General features: G+C 35.1%; 22 protein-coding genes. 7 read left to right on the top strand and 15 right to left on the bottom strand.

The annotated features are described in order from the left end of the window. Positions 1 to 20 precede the first annotated feature (20 nt). The gene (gene gshB / locus AAGD74_RS04715; RefSeq protein WP_015589118.1) at positions 21 to 950 is read left to right on the top strand and encodes a glutathione synthase; all 930 of its coding nucleotides are present in this window, start codon (positions 21 to 23) and stop codon (positions 948 to 950) included. Here gshB and murG read toward each other — a convergent pair. After that, positions 935 to 1,966, bottom strand: coding sequence for an undecaprenyldiphospho-muramoylpentapeptide beta-N-acetylglucosaminyltransferase (murG, locus tag AAGD74_RS04710; protein ID WP_338482211.1), 1,032 nt, complete (start codon positions 1,964 to 1,966; stop codon positions 935 to 937). The genes gshB and murG overlap by 16 nt on opposite strands. 69 nt (positions 1,967 to 2,035) lie before the next feature. Between murG and AAGD74_RS04705 the strand changes: the two genes are divergently transcribed. Continuing rightward, the gene (locus AAGD74_RS04705; RefSeq protein WP_006279962.1) at positions 2,036 to 2,428 is read left to right on the top strand and encodes a hypothetical protein; all 393 of its coding nucleotides are present in this window, start codon (positions 2,036 to 2,038) and stop codon (positions 2,426 to 2,428) included. Positions 2,429 to 2,433: 5 nt separating this feature from the next. On the opposite strand, the gene lpdA is transcribed toward AAGD74_RS04705, so the two are convergent. The 5 genes from lpdA to AAGD74_RS04680 form a co-directional block, all read right to left on the bottom strand. Then, complete coding sequence (gene lpdA, locus AAGD74_RS04700; RefSeq protein WP_077188576.1) at positions 2,434 to 3,807, bottom strand: dihydrolipoyl dehydrogenase; 1,374 nt, start codon at positions 3,805 to 3,807, stop codon at positions 2,434 to 2,436. A 75-nt stretch (positions 3,808 to 3,882) separates the two neighbouring features. Continuing rightward, entirely contained in the window at positions 3,883 to 4,542 is a 660-nt protein-coding gene (locus tag AAGD74_RS04695; RefSeq protein ID WP_338482212.1) for a transposase, read from the bottom strand. Positions 4,543 to 4,548: 6 nt separating this feature from the next. After that, a protein-coding gene (locus AAGD74_RS04690) for an IS5-like element ISWpi1 family transposase (protein ID WP_338482219.1) occupies positions 4,549 to 5,381 on the bottom strand; the annotation gives its coding sequence in 2 pieces (ribosomal slippage) (positions 4,549 to 5,012 and positions 5,012 to 5,381; 834 coding nt in all). A 27-nt stretch (positions 5,382 to 5,408) separates the two neighbouring features. Continuing rightward, positions 5,409 to 5,570, bottom strand: a complete 162-nt coding sequence (locus tag AAGD74_RS04685) for a transposase (RefSeq protein ID WP_341810774.1) — start codon at positions 5,568 to 5,570, stop codon at positions 5,409 to 5,411. A gap of 147 nt (positions 5,571 to 5,717) precedes the next feature. After that, positions 5,718 to 6,002 (bottom strand): transposase, encoded by a 285-nt coding sequence (locus AAGD74_RS04680; RefSeq protein ID WP_038198869.1) that lies wholly within the window; start codon positions 6,000 to 6,002, stop codon positions 5,718 to 5,720. A gap of 85 nt (positions 6,003 to 6,087) precedes the next feature. On the opposite strand from AAGD74_RS04680, the gene AAGD74_RS04675 reads away from it, so the two are divergent. Further along, positions 6,088 to 6,681: a hypothetical protein gene (locus tag AAGD74_RS04675; protein ID WP_231115873.1), complete on the top strand. Its 594-nt coding sequence runs from the start codon at positions 6,088 to 6,090 to the stop codon at positions 6,679 to 6,681. A 180-nt stretch (positions 6,682 to 6,861) separates the two neighbouring features. On the opposite strand, the gene gatA is transcribed toward AAGD74_RS04675, so the two are convergent. Both gatA and AAGD74_RS04665 read right to left on the bottom strand, forming a co-directional pair. Continuing rightward, positions 6,862 to 8,331: an Asp-tRNA(Asn)/Glu-tRNA(Gln) amidotransferase subunit GatA gene (gene gatA / locus AAGD74_RS04670; protein WP_044471200.1), complete on the bottom strand. Its 1,470-nt coding sequence runs from the start codon at positions 8,329 to 8,331 to the stop codon at positions 6,862 to 6,864. 255 nt (positions 8,332 to 8,586) lie between these two features. Next, a protein-coding gene (locus AAGD74_RS04665; RefSeq protein WP_265029767.1) for an IS630 family transposase occupies positions 8,587 to 9,598 on the bottom strand; the annotation gives its coding sequence in 2 pieces (ribosomal slippage) (positions 8,587 to 9,135 and positions 9,137 to 9,598; 1,011 coding nt in all). A 144-nt stretch (positions 9,599 to 9,742) separates the two neighbouring features. On the opposite strand from AAGD74_RS04665, the gene AAGD74_RS04660 reads away from it, so the two are divergent. After that, positions 9,743 to 10,575 (top strand): IS5-like element ISWpi1 family transposase gene (locus AAGD74_RS04660; protein WP_236514306.1). Its coding sequence is split into 2 segments (ribosomal slippage): positions 9,743 to 10,112 and positions 10,112 to 10,575, totalling 834 coding nucleotides; the frame shifts between segments, so codons are not numbered across the junction. Between the two features lie 348 nt (positions 10,576 to 10,923). On the opposite strand, the gene bioA is transcribed toward AAGD74_RS04660, so the two are convergent. The 5 genes from bioA to AAGD74_RS04635 are packed head-to-tail and all read right to left on the bottom strand — an operon-like array spanning position 10,924 to position 15,322. Further along, the gene (bioA, locus tag AAGD74_RS04655) at positions 10,924 to 12,207 is read right to left on the bottom strand and encodes an adenosylmethionine--8-amino-7-oxononanoate transaminase (RefSeq protein ID WP_341810564.1); all 1,284 of its coding nucleotides are present in this window, start codon (positions 12,205 to 12,207) and stop codon (positions 10,924 to 10,926) included. Beyond that, entirely contained in the window at positions 12,204 to 12,815 is a 612-nt protein-coding gene (gene bioD, locus AAGD74_RS04650) for a dethiobiotin synthase (RefSeq protein ID WP_338482353.1), read from the bottom strand. Before bioD ends, bioA begins: the two co-directional genes overlap by 4 nt. Continuing rightward, entirely contained in the window at positions 12,800 to 13,558 is a 759-nt protein-coding gene (locus AAGD74_RS04645; RefSeq protein WP_338482354.1) for a methyltransferase domain-containing protein, read from the bottom strand. The genes bioD and AAGD74_RS04645 overlap by 16 nt, the downstream gene beginning before the upstream one ends. Then, positions 13,527 to 14,183 carry a hypothetical protein gene (locus AAGD74_RS04640; protein ID WP_338482355.1) on the bottom strand — a complete coding sequence of 219 codons (657 nt, stop codon included), beginning with the start codon at positions 14,181 to 14,183 and terminating at the stop codon, positions 13,527 to 13,529. The genes AAGD74_RS04645 and AAGD74_RS04640 overlap by 32 nt, the downstream gene beginning before the upstream one ends. Next, positions 14,180 to 15,322, bottom strand: coding sequence for an 8-amino-7-oxononanoate synthase (locus tag AAGD74_RS04635; protein ID WP_341810563.1), 1,143 nt, complete (start codon positions 15,320 to 15,322; stop codon positions 14,180 to 14,182). Before AAGD74_RS04635 ends, AAGD74_RS04640 begins: the two co-directional genes overlap by 4 nt. Positions 15,323 to 15,334: 12 nt before the next feature. Here AAGD74_RS04635 and bioB point away from each other — a divergent pair, with 12 nt between their 5' ends. Continuing rightward, positions 15,335 to 16,285: a biotin synthase BioB gene (gene bioB, locus AAGD74_RS04630; RefSeq protein ID WP_353285964.1), complete on the top strand. Its 951-nt coding sequence runs from the start codon at positions 15,335 to 15,337 to the stop codon at positions 16,283 to 16,285. Between the two features lie 324 nt (positions 16,286 to 16,609). Here bioB and AAGD74_RS04625 read toward each other — a convergent pair whose 3' ends face one another. Continuing rightward, complete coding sequence (locus AAGD74_RS04625; protein ID WP_341810562.1) at positions 16,610 to 17,611, bottom strand: IS481 family transposase; 1,002 nt, start codon at positions 17,609 to 17,611, stop codon at positions 16,610 to 16,612. Between the two features lie 403 nt (positions 17,612 to 18,014). Beyond that, on the bottom strand, positions 18,015 to 19,358 hold the full coding sequence (locus AAGD74_RS04620) for an alanine:cation symporter family protein (protein WP_038198671.1): 1,344 nt from the start codon (positions 19,356 to 19,358) through the stop codon (positions 18,015 to 18,017). A 711-nt stretch (positions 19,359 to 20,069) separates the two neighbouring features. On the opposite strand from AAGD74_RS04620, the gene AAGD74_RS04615 reads away from it, so the two are divergent. Beyond that, entirely contained in the window at positions 20,070 to 20,399 is a 330-nt protein-coding gene (locus AAGD74_RS04615; RefSeq protein ID WP_007548762.1) for a transposase, read from the top strand. After that, a complete protein-coding gene (locus AAGD74_RS04610; protein WP_341810561.1) occupies positions 20,383 to 21,018 on the top strand; it encodes a transposase in 636 nt (211 codons plus the stop codon). The genes AAGD74_RS04615 and AAGD74_RS04610 overlap by 17 nt, the downstream gene beginning before the upstream one ends. The last annotated feature ends 160 nt before the right edge of the window (positions 21,019 to 21,178 follow it).

The following is a 21,178-nucleotide window of genomic DNA, read 5'->3' as shown; positions in this document are numbered from 1 at the left end:
ACAATAGGTAGAGAACATAAATGAAAATTGCCTTTCAGATGGATGAAAATATAAATTTTGAAACTGACACTACATTCGTGCTAATAAAGGAAGCACAAAGGAGGAAGCACGAAGTTTTTGTCTATGCTCCTAACAATTTAGCACTAAAGCTAAACCATCCAATTGCTCTGGCTCAGAAAGTCAGCGTTGATGATTTTAGTTTTATCTCTAAAGAGGATGTAGCAATCAACTTGAATGAAATGGACATCATATTTATCAGACAGGATCCACCCTTTGATATGCGTTATATTACAACAACATATATCTTAGAAAAAACCAGCGCATTGGTAATTAACAATCCAACAGAAATAAGAAATTGTCCTGAAAAATTGATAACTTCATTATTTCCAGAGCTAATTCCGCCAACTTTGATTACTGAAAATATATCAATGATTAGAGATTTCTACTACAACTATCAAGATATTATTCTGAAGCCATTGTATAGTTATGGAGGAAACGATGTGATAAGAATACAAGATGAGAATAGTATTCAAGTAGTAGTGGATCTCATGATAGCAAAATACGAATGCCCTGTGATTGCACAATCATTTTGTAAAAACATAGATAAAGATAAAAGAATATTGCTACTTTATGGCCAACCAATTGGTGTAATGAAACGAATTCCAAAAATCAGTGGAGAGATCAGAACAAACATGCGACTTGGAGCAAGTTTTGAGCCCGCTCAAATGAACGATAGAAACAATGAAATATGTAACAAAATTGGTCCTGAATTAAAGAAAAGAGGGCTAATATTTGTTGGTATTGATATTATAGATGACTTCCTGCTCGAAATTAACACAACTTCACCCACGGGAGTAGTTTATATCAATAAATTGTATAATATATCGCTAGAAAAGGATCTTTGGGACGTGTTTGAAGAAAAAGCAAGCAGCCATCAACTAAACCTGTGAACAATCACCTTAACAAACTCAGTAGTCCCATTCTTTATCCCTGTTTTTTCTGTACTATTGGTCATATCACGCAATTTTTGAGAATTATTTAATAGATCAAATAGTACCTCTGGTAGATTTTTTTTTGCTTCACTATTCTGCTCAACTATTATAGCTGCTCTCGAGTCTTCAATATATTTTGCGTTATAAAATTGGTGATTATCTTTTGAGTAAGGGTAAGGAATATATATAGCAGAACGCCTAGCAAGAGTGATCTCTGCTATTGAAGTTGCTCCTGCTCTGCTAATTACCAAGTGAGCATTGGCCAGTCTATTCTCCATATCATCAAAAAATTCACTCAATTCACAATCGATCTTTTCACTTTTGTATAGACTTTTGACCTTGTTTACATTTTTCTTCGTACATTGCTGCGTCACTCTAATTTTCTTTTTCATTTTAATAGGTAAATCACAAATTACGCTGCTTACTACATCATCAAAAAAATTTGCACCTTGGCTGCCTGCTATGACCAATATATTTAGGATTTTCTCAGTGCTAGAATGGCTCTGTGCTTTTATATCAACAAAATTTCCTGTAAAAATACATTTATTGCCCTCTGCATATTTAGTCTCCGGAAAGCTGGTTGCAATTAATTTTGCACTCTTGAAAAAGAATCTATTTACTCTCCCTAAAACTGTGTTTTGTTCATGTAAAATTATAGGTATAGAAAGAACTCTTGCTGCAAGAAGAGTTGGAAAAGAAGCATAGCTACCAAAACCAATGACCGATTTTGGTTTTAATTTTCTTACTTGATACAGTGCTAACATAGAGCTGTATATCAAGAAAAGGAAAAACTTAAATTTGTTGCTGCTTGGTCTACGTAATGGTAAGGTGTAGCTTTCTATGTCGGTATTTTTATTTGTTTTTTTATCAGTGAATAATATGCAATTGTATCCTTGTGTCTTTAGTGCTTTTGCTAAAGCTATGGCCGGAAAGATATGCCCACCTGTGCCACCTGTTGCTAAAATAATATCCATCTGTAAATAATAAATCCTAGATTGTTAACTGTTATTTAACAATTTGCACGTAGAATTTTATTAAGCGTTATGATAGTTGAGTTAAAAATGCCTAAAAGTAATAGTAAAAAAGAACCTAATGAGAAAAATAAACCTCAAGAACAAAGAGAAGGCAGAAGCGGAGGTTTTTTAGAACTGCTAAAAAATATAATAAAAATTCTTTTCAATTCGGTCGTTGACCTACCTGAGCACGAGCAGCATAATAAAATGAAAAGCACTAATCTACAACAAGGTTTGGATACTAAAGGAAAAGGCCCAGAAGATCTTCATCCAAAGGCAAAGCTTGAAGTTAAAGAAGCAGCTAAGGGATTGAAAGAAGAGTTACAGAATTCTGATGCTGGTGGTAATCAATCTATTGAAACTAAAGTGCCTAATCAAACTACTACTCAAGACATTGACAACTCTAAAACGATGGAACGTTAGTTCAACTATTTAACATCTGCAGCAAGCACTGATTCATGTATCATCTCTGAAATGGTTGGATGAGGAAAAATCGTAGATTTTATGTCGAAGTCTGTTCCTTCTAGTTGCTTTGCAAGAGCAAAATTGCTAATTAACTCCGTTACTTCTGCACCTATCATGTGGCTACCCAGAATTTCTCCGGTTTTTTTATCTATAATCGTTTTCACTAACCCTTCAGTTTCACTGAGTGCAACAGACTTACCATTAAAGTTAGAATGAAATTTTCCTATTTTTATATCATACCCACCTTTTATTGCCTGTTCCTCAGTAAGGCCGATGCTCGCTATTTGTGGATGAGAATAAGTGCAATTTGGTATGCACTCTTTTTTTAACGCATGAGTACCTTTACCAGCAATCTTTTCAATGCAGATCACGGCTTCATGGCTCGCTTTATGTGCTAAACATGGTGGGCCAGCTACATCACCTATTGCATACACATTTGATTCACTAGTTTCATACCATTCATTTATTTCAATAAAACCAGAAGGGCTTAATTTAATTTTTGTATTTTCTAAACCTATATTTTCAGTATTTGCCTGAATGCCAACCGCAACAATCACCCTATCAAATTCTTTGCTCTCACCACTACTTAGTAGCACTTGAGCAGAGTCTTTATTTTTAGTCAAAGCTTTTACGCTACTATTTGTATATATTTTTATCCCCTGTTTTGTGAATATTTCTTGTGCTAAATCTGAAATGTCTTTATCCTCCAGCGGCAAAATAGTGCTCTTTATCTCTATGATTGTTACATCAACCCCCAAAGTACTATAAAAACTTGCAAATTCTATTCCAATTGCACCAGACCCTATAATTAGTAGTGATTTTGGTAATTTGCCCGGCATCATAGCATGCTGCGCATTCCATATTAAATCTCCATCTGCCTCTATTCCAGGCAGATTCCGTGCCCTCACGCCTGTTGCTAAAATGATATGCTTGGAAACAATTTCTTGTTCTTCCTTATCGCCAGCAACTTTTATAGTACCATTGCCTGCAAGTTTACCAAAACCTTGATGAACTTTGATATTATTTTTTTTCATCAAATATGCAACACCGCTTGACAATTTATCAACAACGTTTCTTGAGTATTTCACTATTGATTGTATATCAAAATTCGCTCCCTTTACTTCTATACCAAACTCTTTTGATCTTTTTATTAGCCTATAAACCTCAGATGCTCTAAGCAGTGATTTTGTTGGTATACATCCCCAATTTAAGCATATACCGCCTAAATTTTTTTCTTTTTCCACAATTGCAGTTTTAAACCCAAGCTGTGCCGCCCTAATTGCCGCTATATAACCACCAGGACCGCTACCTATAACCGTAATATCATACTCATTCATCAGTTTTCTTCGTATTCAAAAAGATTATATATAACAGATGGAACCCATACAATCAATGGTCTGTCATCTACCGTCTTAAGAGTCAAGATAAAAGTTGTTATTTTTTATCATGGCATTTAAACAAACGATAATTTTTCTCATGACAGCAACTAATGCAACCTTAGCAGCTTTGCCAGAATCAACCAAACGCTGATAAAACGCTTTCATTTTTCTGTTGTGGCGCATAGCAACAAGAGCTGACATGTATAGTGCTTTCCTTGCATAAAACCTGCCTCCTTTGATTTGAGCTTTGCCAACTTTTCTTCCACTTTCACTAGTTTTAGGTGCAACTCCAACTAAGCATGCAATTTCTCTATTCTCTAATCTACCAAGCTCAGGCACCTCTGTCAGTAGAACGCTCGCCGTCTTTGATCCAATACCTTTATAGCTGATTAAAAGCTCATTTTTTCCTTTCAATTCAGCTATTGCGTCTTCTATGTCTTGCCTAATTTCTTTCAATTGTTTTTCAGCAAACCCTATCTGTCTTTCTATGTATTCTCTAGCTTTTCCCGTCGCACTTTGCAGGCGACACTTGTTTGCATGAATTGCATCATTTAAATTACGCTCAACTGCCCCCAGCTCCTTTAATTCCTCTTGCTTTTGTGAAATTATACATCCTTTTACTTCACCGTCTTTACTGACAAATTCAGCGTATTTTTCCAGTAATTTAGCATCTAAGAGGTTGTCCGGAAACAAGTAAATTCAAGCATATTCCCTCTTTAACATAACCCTACTCATAGCTAGGTATATGAAATTCTCAGTGGATGTTGTGAGTAAATCATACTCCTTCGATAGCCTTCTATTCCTATTAACCCAAGCAAAAGTCCTTTCTACAACCCATCTTCTTGGCTGTACTTTAAACCCTTGTTCTCTTGTTGGTAGTAGCTCAGGTGGCGTATCTTTGTGCACCCAAAATCTACATGGAGGCCTTGTAACAATTTCAATATCTATGTCATATTCTTCCTTTGTGTGATTCTTTAAATTTCTTCCTTGGTATCCCATGTCAGCCCACATTTTTTTAACTTTAGTATATTTTGTTCTCATATTGTTTAATGCTATTTTAATACCATCTCTATCATTTTCGTTAGCAGCGCCTACGTAACAACCTAGTATAAAACCCTGAGTGTCTGTAATTATATGCCTTTTTCTACCCTTTACTTTTTTACTTCCATCATAGCCTTTGATCCCCCCTTTTCTGTAGTCTTTACAGATTGACTATCTACTATACAGGCACTCGGCTGCTCATTCCTTCCTATTTTTCTTCTACTATATTTTGTAATTTCATAATTCATTTTCTCAAAAATTCCCTGCTTCTTCCATTGCCTGAACTGCTCATACACAGTCTTCCATAGCGGAAAATCATTTGGTAAATACCGCCATTGACACCCTGTACGCAATACATAGAAAATTGCTTCTAATATTTCTCTTTTGCTATACTTTGGCGGCCTTCCTCCTTTCTTGTATGATACTCTGAAGTGTTTTTCTATTCTTGCCCATTCCCTTTCGCTTAGATCTGTTGGATACTTTTTTCTCATCTTTACCCCGTACTAAAATTTCAGATATTATAGCCTTTTACTTGTTTCCGGACAACCTCTCAGTATAGCCCTGATGTCATTTTTCTGCATAATACTTTGCACTGTTTTTAAGTTGCAACTTTTACCCAAAGCCTTTAATTCAGAATGAATTTTAGGAGCTCCATATCTACATTTAGAAGCTTGATATATTTTTTGAATATCTGCTAATAACTCTTTATTTGCTGATTCTCTACTGCTTATTTTCCTTGTAGTCCACTTATAGTAGCCACTAGCAGAAAACCCTACATAATTCCTGCACTTTATAGTGTTTACTATGCTCTTTTATGAAAAAATATTTTACTCTTTTTGACTGGCCAGGGCTTTTTTTAAAATGTCTCTTTCTCTTGTTACTTTTGCTAACTCTTTCTGTAAATCAAATCTCTCTTTGTCATAAGGTGCTACATCTGGAAATGCATTTGCCGCTGACTTTTTTTCGTTATATTTCTTCATCCATTTTCCTAATACACTATCCCTTATTCCTAGATCTCTTGCTACTTTTGCAACTGGTTGACCTACCTTTCTTTGTTCATTTGCCAGCTTAACAGCTTCCAATTTGAATTCTGCCGTATATTCTCTTGCCATTTCTAATCCTCCAAAATTTTATTTTACCCGAAAAAACTCCTTTCTTTCTCTCCACTTTTTCTGGGTAAGGTCAGTATGGGAAAAGGTGAAAGATGTACTAAAAAACCCAGAGATGATAAAAAAGGAATACCAACGTAGAGTATTAGAAAATAAAAATGATGAATCATCAGAGAAAAAGTTTGCAAGAAGAGAAAATCAAATAAAAGAAGGTATCGAAAAATTAATGGAAGATTATTATAGTCAAGAAAATGCAGGAGAGAAAGGATATATAAGCGAGGAAGAATTTAAACAGACAATGAGAAAAATGAAAGAACGCTTACAAGGGATAGAAGAAGAGAAAAAAAAGGTAGTTGATCAGAAGGCAGTAGAAAAAGGAATAAGTCTTATTATAAATAGCATAAAGAATTTTTATTCTAGTGTAAAATCGAACCTGGAACAGCTAGATTGGCAAACTAAGCGCGGCATTATTAAAGCATTAATAGGACAAATTAACATTGGTTGTGATCAGGTAGAAGTAGGATTTCAGATCGAAGAACCAGCACAGGATGGGGGAATTCTTAATTTGTATCATTGTACTACACATCGTAATAAGGGGGTTGGCAAAATGTGTCAAGCAAGTTTTTTCGTTTCTATAAATCTGGATTTCAGCGTTATGCGCTGGAATGACAACGTGAGGTAAATTTTTCAACATCCCAAAATTACAGAATTCAGTCTGTTTAATTAAGTGTGAACTGTTACACGAAAATTTTGTAAACAGATTAATATACCCTGTTTTTGCTATTCATCTAAAAATGGAACCATAGAGTACGTTGAGGAGCGTAAGCAAATTTTAATGCAAAAATTACTATCAAAAAATAGATTATGCAAGAGGTCTAATTATTCTGCCGCAATTTTGCTCTATCACACTTGCCACATTTAATATTCCAGCTTCATCATAATAATTTCCAATCACTTGCAAGGCAAGTGGTAAACCCTCATTGGAGAGCCCAACAGGAACAGAAATAGCAGGCAATCCTGCCAGACTTGCCGGCACAGTAAACACATCATTGATGCACATAATTAGCGGATCTGGCTTTTCATTTAAGCCAAAAGCTTCTGTTGGAGCAGATGGCACAAGTATGTAATCTATTTTTTCAAACGCTTTTATAAAATCATTTCTGATTAATGCCCTAATGCACTGCGCTTTTTCGTAATATTCATTATAATGACCTGAAGAAAGCGCATAAGCGCCAATTAAAATTCTTCTTTTCACCTCTTTACCAAAACCTTCTGCTCTTGTTAGTGAATACATTTCTTCAAGGGTATCAGCATCAACCCTTAATCCATAACGCACACCATCGTAACGAGCAAGATTGGATGAAGTTTCAGCAGAACAGATTAAATAATAGACTGGTATTGCATATTTAGTATGTGGCAGAGTAATGTCAACAACTTCAGCGCCATTTTCTTTTAAATAGGAAGCAACTCTTTCCCAATTATGAACTATTTCCTCTGAAATTCCATCCATCCTATATTCTTTTGGTATACCAATACACTTACCCTTGACATCACCATTTATAAAGCTAGAAAATTTAGGCACTGGCTTTTCGCTCGATATTGAATCTTTTGTATCATAGCCACAAATTGCTTCCAGCATTAATGCTGAATCAGAGACAGAACGAGTAATGACTCCTGCTTGATCCAGAGAACTCGCAAATGCAATCATACCAAAACGCGAGCATCTTCCATAAGTTGGCTTTATTCCAACTACTCCACAATAAGCTGCTGGTTGGCGTACAGATCCACCGGTGTCGCTCCCTAACGCTCCAGCGCATAAAAATCCAGCAACCGATGCTGCAGATCCACCAGATGATCCACCAGGAACAACTTTTTCCCCATCGCTTTTTCTAATCCACACATTTTCAACAGGGCCAAAATAGCTATTTGTGTTCGCAGAACCCATAGCAAATTCATCCATATTAAGCTTACCGAGCATGGCTGCTCCACTTTTTAAAAGCAAGTCAGACACCGTAGATTCGTAAGTCGGAACGAAATTTTCCAGCATTTTTGAGCATGCTGTTGTTTTTATTCCTTTTGTACAGAATAGATCTTTGATGCCAACTGGTACACCCATGAGCGGCGAGATTAAATCATCCTTTTGCCTAGAGAAATGTTCATCTGCAGCTTTAGCAGCTTTCATTGCTATCTCTGGGGTTTTTGTTATAAATGCATTTAATTTCTCATTTTCAACCGCACTGATGTGCGCCTCTACGAGTTCAACGGCAGAAAAACTCTTTTTTTTGAGCCCGTCATGCATTTGTGTAATACTTAACTTTCTTAGTTCATTCATCAATATTTAATTTTTAGCAAGACGTTAATTATAACATGGCACGATAAAAAATCCATACATTTATAGTTACAGCTAGAAATGTAGCTAAGGTAACTTAGATTCACCGACAATCGTCATCCCGCTACTTGTTAGCGGCTAAGAGATACCGCAGCGGTATGACGTAGAAGCTATACTTTTATACTCACCAACTCAGTATCCAATCCGGATTGTATCTTAAAAAGGTCAAAGGTCAAAAGACTATAATAATACCAATTCTCATTGTTGTCCAGTCAAATAGGAAACATTGCAGAGTTGTTTAATTGTGGAGCTGGCAAGAGAAGTAATAAATTTGCACAAAGCACCCTCAAGTAGAGCAATTGTATCGTATATTTTATTGCGCAAAATGTTCTGTTTTATATATAACCAAAGCCTCTCAACAGGATTTAGCTCAGGTGAGTATGGAGGTAGGTATATAATGTCGATATTTTTAGGTACCTTTAAATTTTTTGACCTATGCCAACTAGCACAGTCCATAACGAGAAAAGCCTCTCGTGTTTCTAGATATTGCGAAATTTGCTCAAGAAATATGTTCATGCAATCAGTGTTGACATTTGGTGCAAATAAGCTAGAACTCTCTCCATTTCTAGGATTAACTGCACTATAGAGATAGAAATTTTGCCTACCTAATTTTGTTTTAACCTGTGTTCTAATCCCCTTTTTAAACCACCCATGTCCGACTTTTGAATGTGTGCCAAACCGTGATTCATCAAAGAAAAATAGCTCTTTTTCTGGATACTTGCTAATAGCTCCATTGAGATTTTTTTTTGAATTCCTCTTGTTTGCTTTTATCTTGTCCATTATGAACTGGTCTTGGTGTAATATATGAGAATTTCATCTTTTGCATATGGCGGTGTACTGTAGATTTGCTGATATTTAATCCGAACTTTTCCTGGATTCTTATTCTCATTTCTTTAATGGTGATATTAGGATTTTCTTCTATCCACTCTTCAATTTGCTGTAGTTGAGCCTGATTTAATTTAGTTTTTCTACGACGTTGTGAAGGAGCAAACAGTTTTTCTTCTCTGCCAATTTTCAAGAGTTTTACCCACGAAGTTAGTGCGCTTCTTGAAATGCAATATATTTTTGCTACAGCCGTTATACTGTACTTTTTTGCTGCAATTACAGCATTTAGTTTTTTTGAAACATATGCATTATTCCTTACTTTCTTCAGCATTTCTTTTGCTGATTCTACTACTTTTTCATCCAATAATTTTGATCTTAATGCCATTTAAACCTCGCTATTTTACTTACTTCAGTATGGCTTTTCTTCCATCATTGTCCATCTGTTTGCCCTGTAATGGGAATTGGTATGAGAGGTTGTCCGGAAACAAGTAAAAGGCTATAATATCTGAAATTTTAGTACGGGGTAAGGATGAGAAAAAAGTATCCAACAGATCTAAGCGAAAGGGAATGGGCAAGAATAGAAAAACACTTCAGAGTATCATACAAGAAAGGAGGAAGGCCGCCAAAGTATAGCAAAAGAGAAATATTAGAAGCAATTTTCTATGTATTGCGTACAGGGTGTCAATGGCGGTATTTACCAAATGATTTTCCGCTATGGAAGACTGTGTATGAGCAGTTCAGGCAATGGAAGAAGCAGGGAATTTTTGAGAAAATGAATTATGAAATTACAAAATATAGTAGAAGAAAAATAGGAAGGAATGAGCAGCCGAGTGCCTGTATAGTAGATAGTCAATCTGTAAAGACTACAGAAAAGGGGGGATCAAAGGCTATGATGGAAGTAAAAAAGTAAAGGGTAGAAAAAGGCATATAATTACAGACACTCAGGGTTTTATACTAGGTTGTTACGTAGGCGCTGCTAACGAAAATGATAGAGATGGTATTAAAATAGCATTAAACAATATGAGAACAAAATATACTAAAGTTAAAAAAATGTGGGCTGACATGGGATACCAAGGAAGAAATTTAAAGAATCACATAAAGGAAGAATATGACATAGATATTGAAATTGTTACAAGGCCTCCATGTAGATTTTGGGTGCACAAAGATACGCCACCTGAGCTACTACCAACAAGAGAACAAGGGTTTAAAGTACAGCCAAGAAGATGGGTTGTAGAAAGGACTTTTGCTTGGGTTAATAGGAATAGAAGGCTATCGAAGGAGTATGATTTACTCACAACATCCACTGAGAATTTCATATACCTAGCTATGAGTAGGGTTATGTTAAAGAGGGAATATGCTTGAATTTACTAGTTTCCGGACAACCTCTGACTACTAAGATCTTGGGAATAAACATACTCTGAGTACTGCTGACTGAACATAAACTTTATAAAATTAGATTAACAAACTATAATAAGAAACCAATGGTCTGAGCAAGTGTTATATACCCCACCAGAAAAATTGTCTTACTTTAGATAAAAACTTCCTGAAAAATAAATATAATGAGTAGTTTTCTAAATTCCTTCTAGTCTCAAAAATTATTACTAAATTACAACATTTATTGCTAAAAACTTAAGTAATATGACCATTTCCAGCGCTCAAAACCAACAACTGTGAGAATCTTTCGTTTTTGAATACATTGGTCTGGTAAAGTCAATATGAAAAAATCCTAATAACATTTCTGATCTTGTTATAAGCTTCCTCAAGCTCTGAAGTACTTATTGAATAGGGTGGTAATAAATAAACTGAATTGTTAATTGGTCTGATTAAAAGTCCTTGCTCTAAAAATTTTATCTTTAATGTTTGTGCCCCGTGAACATCAAAAGCTGCTATTGTACCAGTAACGCGTGTATGCTTAACACTCTCACAAGCTTCAGATAAATTTACTAATTCCTTTTTATGTATACTATGAATCCTCTTAATTGACTCCATGGTATCAGGCTTAATTAATAATTCTAAAGAAGCAATTGCGGCCGCACAACCTAAAGGATTGGCAGTATAGGAATGACCATGAGCAAACGCTTTAGTAAAATGTTCACTTAAAAATACTGAGTAGACTTCTTCGGTAACAACTGTGAGAGCAAGTGGAAGAAAACCTCCTGTTAATCCTTTGGAGATACATAAAAAATCTGGTATAATTTGACTTTGCTCAAAAGCAAAATAAGTACCAGTACGTCCAAAACCGGTCATAACTTCATCACAGATTATCAAAATCCCATGCTGGCGTACTAAATTAACAACTTTTCTAATGAACTCTGGACGGCACATCCTCATACCACTGGCTCCTTGTACTAAAGGCTCTAGAATTAATGCGGCAATTTTGTAAGAACCAACACATAAGTAACCTTCTAACACTTCTAGAGAATGTTTTTCTTTGTTTTCTATTTCTTCATCTTCATCCTGGATTTCCGGGAAAGGTATTGTTAAAATAGAAAATAATAGGTTTGAAAATGTATCATGAAAGCCGGACTTAGCACCTACACTCATCGCGCCAAATGTATCTCCATGATACCCTCCTTCAAAACTCAGGAAAGTAGTTCTTTCACGGTTACCCTGATTCCACCAGTACTGATAGGCCATTTTTAGTGATACCTCAACAGCAGTTGAACCATTGTCTGAAAAGAAAAATCTGGATAATTTGTCTGGTAGTAGAGTTTTTAACTTTTCGCAAAGCGTTACTGCAGGCTCATGAGTAAAGCCTGCAAAAATTACATGTTCTAAAGTCATGCTTTGCTCATATATAGCCTGAGCAATCTTAGGATGAGCGTGACCGTGCAGATTTACCCACCAACTGGAAATCAGATCGAGGTATGGTTTATTACTCTCATCATAAAGATATGACCCATGAGCTTTCTTAATTGCAATTGGAAGTTTGGCTACTTTCTCTTGCGTAAAAGGATGCCATATGATTTTTCTGTCACGTTCGCTTAAATTCATTGTTCCAAGATAGCTTTTAATCGATTTGAGAGTGGTATTTGCATTAGATGTTCTCTATCAACTTTTTGCAGTCTGGGTACTGATGCTAAGACCTGTACCCTACCATAAAATTCTATTGCTTCAAGATTATCTTGATTAGGTAGTCCGTTTAAGATTACTCCCAAAATAGGAATATTTCTGGCACGCAGTACTTCTAGACTTAGCAATGTGTGATTAATAGTACCAACTGTAGATCTAACAACTAAAATTGTTGGAATGGCAAGTTTTTTGATTAAATCAACCATTAATGTGGTTTGATTAATTGGAACCAAAACTCCTCCAGCACCTTCTATAATTAAGTTATGCACTTTAGGTAAATCGATCTTATTAATATCAATACTGCCATTCTCCAGCGATGCTGCCAAGTGAGGAGATAAAGGTTCTTTATAAACAAAATTTTCTTTACAAACATTGGTGTTAGTCAAACTACTTATTTGATGACCATCTGTACCTAAAATACTTCCAGTCTGAATAGGCTTAAAATACGAGTATCCAGTGTGGAGACAAAGCCAGCTACTTATAGTAGTCTTACCAACGTCGGTATCTGTTCCTGTTATAAAGATCTGCATTGACTTAAAATTCCAAAAAATACTTCATAAGTGATGTTAATCTTGTCTGTATAGCTCTTAACTATCCTCTTCAGATCAGGTAGAAAAATTTTCTGGCTACCTTGATTTGCCCCTAAATTTCCAAGATACCTGATAAATTCACTTGCACTTGGAAAACACAGTGTAAATTCTTGTGAACTGAAAAAATATTTTTTTGGTTTTAGGTAAAGTAGATAATTTTCCAATTCCTGCTTAGATGGGTAACAATAAGTTGGTACAGGTAGTAAATATTTCGTAAAAATACTGGACCATTCATTAAACGTACCATCCAGTAAACATGAAAAAGCAAAAATATCTGAATTATTGTATGACTTCTTTATCATCTTTTTTAAATTTCTCACCCATTGAAGTGCTAGATTTGAAATGATAAGGTCTTGAAAACCGAAGTCTAGTATTTCCATATCACCTAAGATGAATTCAATCTCCTTATACCCTGCTAATTTTTCTCTTGTTTTTTCTAGCATATCAGGCGATATATCGTTTAAAGTAAATTTGCTTTCTGGAAAAAAACCAAACAAAATTTCTGGAATGTAGCCTGTACCTGTACCCAAATCTAAAATAGATTGTGGATGAAATTCAGGAAAACAACTTTTTAATAGATTTACTAGTTTTGCAGCACATTCTTTTTGAACAAAAGCTACATTATCATAAGACGAGCTTGCTCTACTAAAATTATCCTGTATGTATCTCTCTTCTAATTCCATCACAAAAACTTATAATTTGCTCCTGCACAAAATGATGCTCACATAGACCTAGACTGTGGTACCCCTTATTGTGCATACTAACTTTAGTACCTTTTTTGAAATTATCATAGATAAGTTTTTGTGGCACAATCGTATCATTCGTTGCACCTAATATTAATAGTGGTGTATGCGGCAACTGATGTACTATAGTCAATAGTTCTAAATCTTCCATTAATTTTGCTTTATTCAGATAATTAAAAGAGTTGTGGTCTATCAAATTAACACCACAACTTTTATAAAAGGATATCAGGGTATTTATTGGATCCATTTGAAAATGCTGTATAATCCTTTTCAACTCTAACTTGCGTTTTTTGTGTAATCGTAAATCAAATCCTAAAAAATTGACAAAAGCTTGTACACCAATAATTCCATTAAACTTTACATTTAAGGAAGCTAGTTTTATTAGTCCAAGAGAATGTCCAATACCAATAAGTACACCATCTTCTGGTAAGTTTAGGTTTTCTTCTCCAAAATAACCAAGATCTAAACAATAGTAAGGAATTTTAGAGAAATATTTATTTATAAGAGGTTGAAAGAACTTATAATCAAACCCCCAACCGTGACAAAATACAAAGTGATAGTTCATATTTGCTGAAGAACATGCACTAAACAGTCTAGGTTGCTTTCAGTATGATTCACATTGAGTGCAATACGTAATCTTGATGTTCCAGGAGGAACAGTAGGTGGACGTATAGCAGAAACAACCAACCCTTGTTTCAAAAGCTTTTCTTTTGTACTCATTACAGTATCCTCATCACCTAGAATTATTGGTATAACGTGTGTAACTGAATCACCTGTGTTAAATCCAAGATTTTGCAGGTTGTTTCTCAAATTTGCAGCCTTAAAGAATAAAGCCTGACGTTGATCAGTAAGATGTTGTACTAAATCCCAACTTTTAGCTGCTGCGCCAATTATCATTGGAGAAAGAGAGGTTGAATAGATAAACCCTGGACATTTGTTGATTAGGTAATTCTTTATAATATTGGAACAAGCAACATACGCACCAAAGCACCCTAGGGCTTTACTAAAAGTTCCTAAGATTAAATGTGGAGTTTCCTGAAGATTAATGCTGGTAGATAATCCATACCCATTGTGACCAATAATACCTGTTGCATGTGCTTCATCTAAATATAGAAAAGCTTCATGTTCTTTGCTCAGGGCAAAAATTTTCTCTATTGGTGCGATGTCTCCATCCATACCAAAAATTGTTTCAGTAACAATGAACTTTGGTCTTAAATCATTTTTGAATTTTGTAAGTAAATTGCTTAAGTGATCTGTATCGTTGTGTTGATATCGTACAAGTTCAGCGTTGCTCAAAAATACAGCTTGATATAAGCTTGCATGATTTAACTTATCAAAAAAAACAATAGGTTTGTCACCAAGCACTGATTGATCGAGTAGGCTTGCAAGAACCGTTACATTGGCCTGAAAACCTGAATTGAAGATAAGAGCTGACTCAGTTCTTTTGTCTTGGGCAATTCTCTTCTCAAAGTCTTCAAATATTTTTTTATTACCTGAGAGCAAACGAGAACCAGTGGATCCTACTCCAAACTGTGCTCCAGAGAGCTTTGCTGCATCAAACAATACTTCCGACTGACTTAGGCCAAGGTAATCGTTGGTAGAAAAATCGATGAAGCTTCCCAAGATATCTTTCGGCAACTGTCGATATTTCCCTTTACTTTGTAGTGTATTACAATACTTATTATATAACAATCTATTTACCAAGAAGGAGCTTAGATCATGACAGAAGAATGGACTTTTGCCAAGGCAGACCAAACCTTTAATCTTCCGTTTCCTGAGCTAATTTATATAGCACAAACAGAACATAGAAAGCAGTTTAATCCTAGTGAAGTGCAAATTAGTACGCTTTTGAGTATTAAAACAGGTAGCTGCCCGGAAAATTGTTCCTACTGTCCCCAGTCAGCACACTATAACACTGGTTTGCAGAAAAAGCCTTTGTTAGAAATTGCCGAGGTAATTGAAGCAGCAAAATGTGCAAAAGAGGCTGGAAGTAGTCGTTTCTGTATGGGAGCAGCTTGGCGTGGTCCACGTGATCAAGATTTAACAATTGTTTGCGAAATGGTCAAAGAGGTGAAAAAATTGGGCCTTGAAACGTGTGTGACTCTTGGGTTGTTAAAATATTACCAAGCAAATATGCTAAAGGAAGCTGGCTTAGATTTTTATAACCATAATATTGATACATCTGAGGAATATTATCATAAAGTCATAACTACACGTATTCTCCAAGATCGCTTAAAAACGTTAGAACACGTACGTGCATCTGGGATTAAGGTCTGTTGTGGTGGTATTCTTGGTATGGGTGAGACTAATGAGGATCGAATAAAAATGCTAGTTCTCCTTGCTAATTTGGGTAATCCTCCAGAATCAGTACCAATTAATATGCTGATAAAAATTCCTGGAACTCCACTTGAGGATGTGGCCGACGTTGATCCGTTTGATTTTGTTCGTACTATCGCAATAGCAAGAATTATGATGCCAAAATCTTATGTACGTTTATCAGCTGGGCGAGAAAAAATGTCAGATGAATTGCAAGCATTGTGTTTCCTTGCAGGTGCTAATTCAATTTTTTACGGTGAAAAGCTACTTACAGCTCAAAATCCAGTACCTGAGCAAGACAATCACCTATTTCAAAGATTGGGGCTACGAAAACTTCATATAGGAAATTAAAGGAATTTCTGCATTGACAGAAAAAAGATCTATTCCTTATTACAATTTTGCCTTAATTTTTTTTCATCCTCGGATAGATTACTGTTAATTTAGCATTATATAATATTAAAATCTCAAGTAAAATAACCATTTCCAGCACTCAAAATCAAGAGACGTGAGAACTGTTTTTCTTGGGATGGATTGGACTACTAAGTGTACCATACGAACTTTTTTATATGATAATTTCACTATACGCTAAAACTAGCTAGATTTGCTCGCTTTCGCTAAATTTACATACGAACTAACTCGCCTAACTTTGTTGCAGATAATTTCAAGCTTTTATTTTCACAACCTTATTTTTATGCTGCTTGTTCTCACAAATATACGACCTTTTTTGAAGGTGTATGGTCCCAGAGTGTGATGGTGTGGATTTAGTATAAATAATTCTGGAGACTGTGTCCACTGATAACATATAAATTCATAAGGAGTAAGACCCTTAAGAGTTTTGAGTCTCTTTGCATAATTATAAGCCATAACAAAGTTATAAAGGTGTTCTTTAAGTTGCTGGTGCGATTGATAGTAATACTTCTTAACTGTAGCATCCTTTAAAGTTTTATTCATACGCTCGACTTGCCCATTCGTCCAAGGATGGCTAACTTTTGTCAAACGATGTTCAATAACATTCTCTTCGCAAACTCTATCAAATATATGTTGGAAAGCATACTTATGACGCTTCTGGTTTGTAAATTGTATACCGTTATCTGTCAAAATAGTATGGATTTTATACGGTAAAATTCTAATCAAATTACGTAAGAACTCAGCAGCTATGGGTTTTGTAGCACTGTTACACAACTCAACATAGGTAAATTTGGATGTCCTATCAATAGCAACAAACAAATGTAATTTGCCCTCCTCAGTTCTAACTTCAGCAATATCAATATGAAAGTAACCGATAGGATATTGTTTGAATTTCTTTTTTGACTTAACTTCTCCATCAACAGTTGGTAATCTGCTAATGTTGTGTCTTTGTAAACAACGATGCAAGCTAGAGCGAGTCAAATGCGGAATTGTAGACTGCAGAGCGTAAAGGCAATCATCTAGTGGCAGTAGTGTATACTTGCGAAATGTAACTATTATAGCTTCCTCTTCTAGCGTTAAAACAGTTGATCTTGGATGCTTTGGACCCATATCAGCATCTTTCGTAAATGAACGTTTTCTCCACTTAATAATAGTTTTTGGATTAAGGTTATAATGCTTGGAGAGTTTTGCTATGCTCTCTTTTCTATTTTGTATTGCTCTACGAATCGTCTGTGTTGTTTTGGCGCACCCATGTAATATCTGTCCCATAATGACTCCTTAAATGATGATGATAGTATACCATCACTCTCTGGGACCATACATCTAAAAGGTTTACCATATTATTTCACTTTTGCTCTATGATTATCTTTTTAGATCACCTTGTCTACCTTATTCTGCCACTCCGCTGAACGGATACGGTTGTGTTACTAATGTGATGACACAAGCTATTTTATGGTAACATCAAACGATTTAAGTTGTCATTCCAGTCTGGAATCCAGCCTTTCACGAACCCCATCAAAAATGTTGTGTTTTAACATAAGATTAGCTACTTTTATGCTCACTAACTTAGTGCCAATCAAGATTCCTGGATCCCAGTGTCTGGGCACTGGGATGACATCCTTCTTGGCGGAAATCACTCTTATATCACAACAGCTGCATAGCCTAAATTGCTTTAGCTATAGCTCTGTTTTTGCAACTTCAAATATCTGCTACTCATAGTAAACACTTCTGGATCTTGAGAGGTTAGCTTGAGTATAGCGAGTATGTTGATAAACAACAAAGCAGCAATCGAGATATCAGCAACATCCCATAGCAACCGGACTTTACCTATCGCACCAAGCGGAATGATCATGGTAAAAATTACAATCCAGATTTTAGTGTATTTATTATCCATAGACACATAGCGTATTGTCTGTTTTGAGCAAAAAAACCAAGTAAAAATAGTAGTAAAAGCAAAACAAAACATTATGGCCATAATTAAATAGTCAATATAAGGCCAATTCATTGCCTTTCTAAAAGCAAATATGCACATGTTAGTGCTCTCTAAATCAGTGACCCAAGAATCTGTGACAAGCAGTACCATTGTTGTAATAAACACTATAAACGCAACTATAAAAGGCGATATTATCGTAATTAGACTCTGCTCAATAATAAATTTATTATTATTTTTCTTAGGAACAATTGAAGAATGTACGATTCCTTCAAGGCCAAGCCCTATATCTGTTGCAAAAATACCTCGCAAAGTTCCGACTTGAATAATAGTCAACATTTCTAGAATCAAACCTAGAGATAAACCAGAGTTAAAGCTACTGGTTGTAAAAAAACTGCTTGTTATTAGTTTTAGAGAAGGAAGAATATTTTCACTAAATTTAAATAATATGATACCGCAAAGTGTGAGGTAACTTACCGTCATTATCGGTATCATAGCCGATATAAAAATTTTAATTTTTTTTAAGCTGAGAGCTGCAACAACAAAAAATATTATGGCCATTACAATGCCACCAACAACTACAGGCACATCTATCATATTAAGTGGTATTGATAGAGAATTTACCTGAACAAGGTTACCAACTGTTATTGAAACCATCATCATGATAACTAGAAAGACAATTGTGGCCTTCCTAGAGTTAAACGCATCAGTCATGTAGGCTACAGGGCCACCTATAAACCTTTCGTTCTTTTCCTTTCTGGTTTTTATACTTAGATAACAAGTGACATATTTTATCACAGAAGTGATAACAATAATTATTGCCATCCATAAAATAGAGCCCGGTCCTCCGGTTTTTAGAGCAACAGCAGTTCCTGAAATATTTCCTACTCCTAAATTTCCCCCTAAAATTGTAAACAGAGCGGCTATAGAAGAAAATTTATTTTCTCCTTTTTTAGCTCCAAGGAGTGAAAGGGCGTATGGTAATCTAAATACCTGTAGCCATTTTAGTTTAATCGATAGGTAAACACCAGCAACTAGCATGAGTAATATTGTTGGCAGTAATAAAACAAACTTTACTGTATCCATCTGTAAAAGTGAGACTTTTATTTGAGTATACAACAAAAATTGAAAATACCTAACCTATTTTCTATGTATGACTTCGTTTCCGTCATTCTAGAAACCTTTTCTTGTCATCCAAGTAGCGTGACACATAACTGTACGAACATTGTAATATGGTACAATGTTAAGACGATGTCATTCCAGTGCTTGACACTGGAATGGCTTTGTTGCATCGCTACTTATGAAAGGCTAACTATAGTTAGGATTATAAGTAACCTATTGAAAATCTTGTTTTTTTGCAATCAATCTGATCAAATTTAAGAATAGTAATTTGTTATTTATATTAATAAATTTAATTCTATTGAAAATAGCTAAAGCATTGAAATTCTTGAATTTTAGCCGGATTGGTAAATGGTAGTGAAATTTCTTTTACTCAAATTTAGGTATTCATTGACCGTTCTTGTTATAAATACCAGAATAATAAGCTACTGATATTCCCTATCTTTTTTATCTTTAATCCATCATAGCTAGCGATGCAACAAAGCCCACTGGAATCCAGCTTTTAATGCAACCCCTCACCAAAAATATTGTGTTTTAACATAAGGTTAGCTACTTTTATACTCACCAACTTAGTGTCCAATCTGGATCCCAGTGGGCTTTGTTGCATAGCAGCAGAAAAATTAGTGATTACTGACAAAATTCATTATAAAATAGCCATTTAACCTTGAAAGAAAAAATATGCCACAAAAAATGAGGGTCAGTAACCATAGCGAATATAACAAATTTCTAGAAAAAAGAGGAAATATTTTTCATTATATCAACGAAGCCATAGAAAAGTGGTACGAGAATGGTCCAAAAATACCAGGTGGCAACAATATTTATAGCGATAAAGTTGTAATTTTGGTGCACATAATAACTTGTTTATTTAGAATAGGCCTGAGGCAAACAGTTGGGTTTATAGCAGGATACCTTGAGCAAATTGGGAAAAATTTGCAAGTTATCAGCTATTCACAATCATCAAGAAGGTTTAAGAAACTCAATATTAAGATCAATGATTGCAGAAAATAATATGGAAGATATCGAAATTGCTATAGACAGTACAGGAATTAGTATATACAACAACACTCCTGGTCATAGCAAAGAAAATAGCGAAGATAGAAAGTATCGCAGCTATGAACAGACAAGAAAATTGCATGTAATGTTGAATACAAACAGCAAAAAAGCCATAGCTGTAAAATACAGTAACGGTATCTACTCTGATCACTATGGAGCTTGTGATTTGCTAAAAGAAGTCGATTTTCAGTATGTCATAAAAGTACTATATGCAGATAGGGCATATGACAGAGAAAAGCTCTATAAGCTGTGTAATCAATATGGTATAAAAACGAAAATTCCTCCGAAAAACAACGCAGCAGAGCATCCAAAGTTAGACTATATGGCTGAGAGAAATTCTGCAGTCAAGCTCATAAAGTCATATGATGAAGATGGTATAAAGAAGTGGAAAAAAGAGATGAGTTATGGAAAAAGATCTTATATAGAAAGTTTTTTCTCGCGACTGAAACAAACATTCGGGTTTAGTTTTAGGAATAAATCTGAGACAAATAGAGAGAAGGAACTACTTGTTAAATGCTATTTGCTCAATAAGTTCACTGATATTGGTATGGCTAAATTTGAGATAGCTTCATAAATTTATTGTGCGTTACCTACTATCCGAAGAGCGATGCAACAAAGCCATCCCAGTGTCAAGCACTGGGATGACATCTTTTTTCTTGGTACAAATTACTCTTATATCTCAATGTTCGTACAGTTAGTGCGTGACACTGGGATCTAAATTTTTTATGCGAAAC

It is taken from the genome of Wolbachia endosymbiont (group A) of Campoletis raptor (assembly GCF_964026755.1).
Classification (GTDB): domain Bacteria; phylum Pseudomonadota; class Alphaproteobacteria; order Rickettsiales; family Anaplasmataceae; genus Wolbachia; species Wolbachia pipientis.
Note: the sequence above shows the minus strand (reverse complement) of the source record. Positions and strands in the feature narration are given on the sequence as shown.

Coding starts and splice junctions, on each gene's coding strand:
- gatA (WP_044471200.1), bottom strand. CDS start 8,331: ATGAATGAACTAAGAAAGTTAAGTATTACACAAATGCATGACGGGCTC.
- AAGD74_RS04610 (WP_341810561.1), top strand. CDS start 20,383: ATGATTGCAGAAAATAATATGGAAGATATCGAAATTGCTATAGACAGT.
- AAGD74_RS04640 (WP_338482355.1), bottom strand. CDS start 14,183: ATGAACTATCACTTTGTATTTTGTCACGGTTGGGGGTTTGATTATAAG.
- bioD (WP_338482353.1), bottom strand. CDS start 12,815: ATGCAGATCTTTATAACAGGAACAGATACCGACGTTGGTAAGACTACT.
- AAGD74_RS04645 (WP_338482354.1), bottom strand. CDS start 13,558: ATGGAATTAGAAGAGAGATACATACAGGATAATTTTAGTAGAGCAAGC.
- AAGD74_RS04680 (WP_038198869.1), bottom strand. CDS start 6,002: ATGGCAAGAGAATATACGGCAGAATTCAAATTGGAAGCTGTTAAGCTG.
- AAGD74_RS04625 (WP_341810562.1), bottom strand. CDS start 17,611: ATGGGACAGATATTACATGGGTGCGCCAAAACAACACAGACGATTCGT.
- lpdA (WP_077188576.1), bottom strand. CDS start 3,807: ATGAATGAGTATGATATTACGGTTATAGGTAGCGGTCCTGGTGGTTAT.
- bioA (WP_341810564.1), bottom strand. CDS start 12,207: ATGAATTTAAGCGAACGTGACAGAAAAATCATATGGCATCCTTTTACG.
- AAGD74_RS04620 (WP_038198671.1), bottom strand. CDS start 19,358: ATGGATACAGTAAAGTTTGTTTTATTACTGCCAACAATATTACTCATG.
- murG (WP_338482211.1), bottom strand. CDS start 1,966: ATGGATATTATTTTAGCAACAGGTGGCACAGGTGGGCATATCTTTCCG.
- AAGD74_RS04705 (WP_006279962.1), top strand. CDS start 2,036: ATGATAGTTGAGTTAAAAATGCCTAAAAGTAATAGTAAAAAAGAACCT.
- gshB (WP_015589118.1), top strand. CDS start 21: ATGAAAATTGCCTTTCAGATGGATGAAAATATAAATTTTGAAACTGAC.
- AAGD74_RS04615 (WP_007548762.1), top strand. CDS start 20,070: ATGCCACAAAAAATGAGGGTCAGTAACCATAGCGAATATAACAAATTT.